This is a genomic window from Reyranella sp. (genome assembly GCF_036558665.1).
In the GTDB taxonomy this organism is placed as follows: Bacteria; Pseudomonadota; Alphaproteobacteria; order Reyranellales; family Reyranellaceae; genus Reyranella.
Genome location: NZ_DATBFE010000122.1, coordinates 1 through 3,055, shown reverse-complemented (window position 1 = coordinate 3,055; position 3,055 = coordinate 1). Strand labels below are relative to the sequence as shown.

Here is a 3,055-nt window from a genome sequence, read left to right as displayed (position 1 = left end):
GTCGCCGACGACTTCTACGCCATGATGGACGGCTACCTGGCGACGCTCGACGCCATGGGCTGCACCGTCGTCCTGACCGCCGACCACGGCATGAACGACAAGCACGATGCGGCGGGCCGGCCCGACGTCCTCTATCTGCAGGATCTGTTCGACGACTGGCTCGGTGCGGGCAGGGCGCGCGTGATCCTGCCGATCACCGATCCTTACGTCGTGCATCACGGCGCCCTCGGCTCGTTCGCCGCCGTCTACCTTCCCGCGAGCGTCTCGGCCGGGGGCATGGCGGCGAAACTCGGGGCCTTGCCCGACATCGAGACGGCGCTGACCAGGTACGAGGCCGCCGCGCGCTTCGAGCTGCCCGCCGATCGTCTGGGCGATCTGGTCGTGGTCTCGACGCGGCACAAGGTGCTGGGCACGTCGGCCGCGCGGCATGATCTGTCGGGATTGACCGAGCCGCTGCGCAGCCACGGCGGTCTCTCCGAGCAGAAGGTGCCGCTGATCTGCAACAGGAAGCTTGCGGAGGCGGCGCCGTCGCGGCGCTGGCGCAACTTCGATGCGTTCGATCTGGGGCTGAACCTCGTTGCCTGAAGGTGATAGGCTCGTGCCATGTCCACGCAAACCTACACCGGAAGCTGTCACTGCCAGGCGGTTTCGTTCGCGGTCGATCTCGACCTCGACCAGGCGCTGCAGTGCAATTGCTCGATCTGCACCAAGCTCGGGGCGGTCTGGGCCTTCGCGCCCAGGACGAGGATGACGCTGAAGTCGGGCGCCGACGCGCTGGGCGACTATCAGTTCGGCAACAAGCGGCTGCATCACCGCATGTGCCGGAACTGCGGCATCGAGAGCTTTGCCGAAGGCGTGGCGCCGGACGGCACGCCGACCGTCGGTGTCAACCTGCGTTGCCTCGAAGGCGTCGAGGTCGGCAAGCTCAGTCCGCGCCAGTACGACGGCCGCAGCCTCTAGAAGCTTTCTGGGAGATCCACCATGACAGTGAGTCAGGCCGACAAGGCTGCGAAGTTCCGCGCCCTGCACGAGAGGGCAGGTGCATTCGTGATCGCCAATCCGTGGGACGGCGGCTCGGCGCGCATCCTGGCGGGGCTGGGTTTCGAGGCGCTGGCCACGTCGAGCGGTGCCAAGGCCGGCGTACTCGGCAAACGTGACGGCAAGGTGACGCGCGAGGAGTCGCTGGCCAATGCCAGGATGATCGTCGATGCGACCGACCTGCCGGTGGCCGCCGATCTCGAGAAGGGGTTCGGTGACGGCCCGGACGCCACCGGCGAGACCATCCGGCTGGCTGCGGCGGTCGGCCTGGTCGGCGGATCGATCGAGGACGCGACCGGCGACAGGGAGGCACCCCTCTATGACCTGGAGACCGCGGCGGTGCGGGTGAAGGCCGCGGTGCAGGCGGCGCGCTCGCTTGCGATTCCCTTCGTCCTGACCGCGCGCGCCGAGGGGTTCCTGCGCGGACGGCCTGATCTCGACGACGTGATCAAGCGGCTGCAGGCCTACGAGGCAGCCGGCGCCGACGTTCTGTTCGCGCCCGGCCTGCCCGACCTCGCGGCGGTCAAGAAGGTCTGCGGCTCGCTGAAGAAGCCGTTCAACTTCATGGTCGGCATCAAGGGGAGATCGTTCACCAGGGCCGAGCTCGAGGCCGCCGGTGTGAAGCGGATCAGCCTCGCCACCTCGCTCTATCGCGCGGCCATGACCGGCCTGCTGGACGCGGCGAAGGAGGTGAAGGAGCGGGGCACCTTCGGCTATCTCGACCGTTCGCTCTCGACTCCGGACCTGAATGCGTTCATGAAGGACTGATGGATACAGTTCTGAATCCAGTTGCCGCGGCAACGCGCGCGGTCGAGCAATTCGACGTCCTGATCGTGGGCGCGGGCCTGTCCGGGATCGGCGCCGCCTGGCACCTGCAGAAGGAGTGCCCGCGCAAGAGCTATGCGATCCTCGAGGGCCGCGCGGCGAGCGGCGGCACCTGGGACCTGTTCCGCTATCCCGGCGTGCGCTCCGATTCGGACATGTACACGTTGGGTTACCGCTTCCGGCCGTGGCAGGACGCCAAGGCGATCGCCGACGGGCCCGCGATCCTGAAATACATCCGCGAGGTCGCGAGCGACCACGGCATCGACTCGAAAATCCGCTACGGGCATCGCGTCGTCGCCGCCTCGTGGTCGACGGCCGAGGCGCGCTGGACGGTCGAGGTCGACTGCGGGCCGCAACGGGAGCGGCGCATGCTCACCTGCAACTTCCTCTGGATGTGCAGCGGCTACTACGACTATGCCGGCGGCTACCTGCCGGACTTTCCGGGCATGGACCAGTTCAAGGGCCGCATCGTCCATCCGCAGAAATGGCCCGACGATATAGACTATGCCGGCAAGCGGGTGGTGGTGATCGGCAGCGGTGCGACGGCCGTGACCCTGGTGCCGGCGATGGCCGACACGGGCGCCGCGCATGTCACCATGCTGCAACGCTCGCCCACCTACATGGCGATGCGTCCGTCGAAGGATCCGTTCGCCACCAGGCTGCGCCGCCGCCTGCCTCTCGGGCTCGCCTATGCGATGACGCGCTGGCGCAACGTTCTGTTCGGCATGTACGTCTACCAGATGTGCAAGCGCCGCCCCGAGAAGGTGAAGCGCCTGCTGCTGGGCGGCGTGCGCAAGGCGCTCGGCCCCGACTACGACATCGAGACCCATTTCACCCCGCGCTACAACCCCTGGGACCAGCGACTCTGTCTGGTGCCCGACGCCGATTTCTTCCGCACCATCCGCCAGGGCAAGGTCTCGGTCGTCACCGACCATATCGACACCTTCACCGAGACCGGGATCAGGCTGGAGTCGGGCGCCGAGCTGCCGGCCGACCTGATCGTGACCGCGACCGGTCTCGTGCTGATCCCGCTGGGCGGCGTCAGGCTCACGGTCGACGGCCGCGCGGTCGAGCCGTCGCAGACCTTCATCTACAAGGGCATGATGTACTCCGACGTGCCGAACCTTGCCTCCGTGTTCGGCTACACCAACGCCTCGTGGACGCTGAAAGCCGACCTCGTCTGCGAATATGT

3 protein-coding genes and 1 pseudogene are annotated in these 3,055 nt (G+C 67.4%); all 4 read left to right on the top strand.

Translation table 11 applies throughout. From position 1 onward, the window contains the following. A pseudogene (locus VH499_RS17815) lies at nucleotides 1–585 on the top strand (phosphonoacetate hydrolase); the annotation flags it as partial. Nucleotides 586–603: 18 nt separating this feature from the next. Then, nucleotides 604–960: a GFA family protein gene (locus VH499_RS17810; protein ID WP_332054091.1), complete on the top strand. Its 357-nt coding sequence runs from the start codon at nucleotides 604–606 to the stop codon at nucleotides 958–960. Nucleotides 961–981: 21 nt separating this feature from the next. Next, nucleotides 982–1,806, top strand: a complete 825-nt coding sequence (locus VH499_RS17805; RefSeq protein WP_332054090.1) for an isocitrate lyase/phosphoenolpyruvate mutase family protein — start codon at nucleotides 982–984, stop codon at nucleotides 1,804–1,806. Next, the coding region (locus VH499_RS17800; protein ID WP_332054089.1) for an NAD(P)/FAD-dependent oxidoreductase at nucleotides 1,806–3,055 on the top strand (1,250 nt) is incomplete at its 3' end. The genes VH499_RS17805 and VH499_RS17800, both read left to right, overlap by 1 nt.